This is a genomic window from Streptomyces sp. NRRL B-24572 (assembly GCF_002156145.1).
In the GTDB taxonomy this organism is placed as follows: Bacteria; Actinomycetota; Actinomycetes; order Streptomycetales; family Streptomycetaceae; genus Streptomyces; species Streptomyces vietnamensis.
Map to the genome: position 1 here is coordinate 1 of NZ_MWIG01000066.1, position 2677 is coordinate 2677.

The 2677-nt window shown below is 71.3% G+C and carries 3 protein-coding genes; 2 read left to right on the top strand and 1 reads right to left on the bottom strand.

The window, feature by feature from the left end; translation table 11 throughout:
- A partial coding sequence (locus CCN56_RS42945) for an SCO4225 family membrane protein (RefSeq protein WP_373412819.1) occupies positions 1–448 on the top strand: 448 nt, incomplete at its 5' end.
- A 96-nt stretch (positions 449–544) separates the two neighbouring features.
- On the opposite strand, the gene CCN56_RS04335 is transcribed toward CCN56_RS42945, so the two are convergent.
- Positions 545–1303, bottom strand: coding sequence for a phosphoglyceromutase (locus CCN56_RS04335; protein WP_086823801.1), 759 nt, complete (start codon positions 1301–1303; stop codon positions 545–547).
- Positions 1304–1428: 125 nt separating this feature from the next.
- On the opposite strand from CCN56_RS04335, the gene CCN56_RS04340 reads away from it, so the two are divergent.
- The coding region (locus tag CCN56_RS04340) for an MFS transporter (RefSeq protein WP_086823803.1) at positions 1429–2677 on the top strand (1249 nt) is incomplete at its 3' end.

A 2677-nucleotide genomic window follows, 5' to 3' on the forward strand; every position in this document is an offset into this window, starting at 1 on the left:
CGTGAACGCCGCCGTGCTCGGCGCGCTCGCCACGAGAGCCGCCGCTCCGCGCGTCGCAGACCCGGCCGCGCGGCAGAGAACGGACATGGAGGCCCCCGCGGGCACCACCCGTCCGAAGGGGCTTCGTGCCCTCCTCGCGCCCGCGGTGGACAACTGGCTCGCGCGCGGCTACCTCGCCGTGGTCGCGGTGGCGCTGGGCTTCTTCCTGTGCGCGGAGCTCGTGCTGCCGGATCCCGGGTTCGCCGGGATCTGGCCGCTGATGGCCACGGCGCCGTCCAGCTTCCTCGCGGTGGCGGTGTCGGCGCCCGTCGAGGAGTTCTCCTCGATCACCTGGCTGGGCCCGCTGGTCTTCTCCCTCGGGGTCGTGCTCTCCGGGCTGGTCAACGCCGTACTGCTCGGCCTGCTCGCCCGCAGGCTGCGGGCGCGGGAACCGCACCCGGCCGTCTGAGGAAAGCGCGCAAGGGGCCCGAGGAAGGCCCACGGACACGGACAAGGCCCCCACTCGCGGAGAAACCGCGGGTGGGGGCCTTGATCACGCGTGTTGTTACTTCTTGCCCTGGTTCTTCACGGCCTCGATGGCGGCCGCCGCGGCCTCCGGGTCGAGGTAGGTGCCGCCCGGGTTGAGGGGCTTGAAGTTCTCGTCCAGCTCGTAGGAGAGCGGGATGCCCGTCGGGATGTTCAGGCCCGCGATGTCGGCGTCCGAGATGCCGTCCAGGTGCTTCACCAGGGCGCGGAGGCTGTTGCCGTGGGCGGCGATCAGGACCGTGCGGCCGGCGAGGAGGTCCGGGACGATGTTGTCGTACCAGTACGGGAGCATCCGCTCGACGACGTCCTTGAGGCACTCGGTCTGCGGGCGCAGCTCCGGCGGGATCGTCTGGTAGCGGGCGTCGTGGGCCTGCGAGTACTCGCTGTCGTCCGAGAGCGCCGGCGGCGGGGTGTCGTACGAGCGGCGCCACAGCATGAACTGCTCCTCGCCGAACTCGGCGAGCGTCTGGGCCTTGTCCTTGCCCTGGAGGGCGCCGTAGTGGCGCTCGTTGAGGCGCCAGGAGCGGCTGACCGGGATCCAGTGGCGGTCGGCCGACTCGAGGGCGAGCTGCGCGGTGCGGATGGCGCGCTTCTGGAGGGAGGTGTGCAGCACGTCGGGCAGCAGGCCGGCGTCCTTGAGCAGCTCGCCGCCGCGGGTCGCCTCCTTCTCGCCCTTGGCGGTGAGGTTCACGTCCACCCATCCGGTGAACAGGTTCTTCTCGTTCCACTCGCTCTCGCCGTGGCGGAGGAGGATCAGCTTGTACGGTGCGTCGGCCATGCGTACGAGCCTAATAGACCGCTGACGATTGACGCGCGTCATCAATTCGCTGGCGTCCGACCCATGAGATGCGTAAGTTACGAGCGCCGGATGCAGGGCTTACGTACACCAGGGGGCCGCCACACATGTCCATCGACTCACTCAGACGATCGGCCCGCGAGACGGTCTCCGGCCTCCCGCCGGGCTTCTGGTGGTTGTGGCTGTCCACCCTGGTCAACCGGACCGGCGCCTTCGTCCTCACCTTCCTCTCCCTCTACCTGACCGTCGAGCTCGGGTACTCCGCCTGGTTCGCCGGACTCGTCGTCGCCCTCCACGGACTGGGTGGTGTGGCGGGTTCGCCGCTCGGCGGCATGCTCACCGACCGCTGGGGCCGCCGGCCCACCATGGTCGCCATGCACCTCGCGGCCGCCGCCTGCGCCGCCGCCCTCGCCGTCGTCACCAGCGCCTGGGCCATCGCCGCCGTCGTCCTCCTCATGGGCGTCGCCATGCAGGGCGTCCGCCCGTCCATCAACGCGACCATCGCCGACATGGTCCCCGCCCACGACGTGCGCCGGGCGTACGCCCTCAACTACTGGGCCCTCAACCTCGGATTCGCCATCGCCTCCATCGGCGGCGGCGCCGCGATCTTCCTCGGCTACCGCACCCTCTTCGTCCTCGACGCCGTCGCCACCACCCTGTGCGCCGTCATCGTCTTCCTCCGGCTCCCCGAGACCCGGCCCGAAGCCGCCGTGGACAAGAAGGGCGAGCCGGTCGTCGAGGAGAAGGTCAGCATGCTCACCGTGCTGCGCGACGCGCCCTTCCGCACGCTCGTCCTCCTCAACCTCCTCGTCTGCCTCGTCTTCACCGCCCCCTGGATCGGCCTGCCGCTCACCATGGCGAACCAGGGCCTCTCCCCCTCCTCGTACGGCATCGTCATCGCCGTCAACGGCATCGTGATCGTCGGCTTCCAGCTGCTCGTCAACAAGCTGACCGACAAGCGCTCCCCGGTCCTCCTGCTGACCCTCTCCGCCCTCCTCTTCGCCTTCGGCACGGGCGCCACCGCCCTCGCCGGCTCCCCCGTCGCCTTCGCCGCGACCGTGGTCGTCTGGACCGTCGGCGAGATGATCCACGTCCCGACGAACGCCGCCGCCACCGCCCGCCTCGCCCCCGAGCACGCCCGGGGCCGCTACCAGGGCGTGATGGGCATGTCCTGGGCCGTCGCCGGTTTCGTCGCCCCGATCGGCGCCGGCGCGATCGTCGGCGGGCCCGGGCCGGACGTGCTGTGGGCCGCGTGCGCCGCGATCGGTGTCGTCGCCGCGGTCGGGTACTTCACGCGGCTGCGGAAGGCCCTGGCCGAGGAGGGCGCCGAGGCCGGCGGAGGCACCCCCGTCGCCC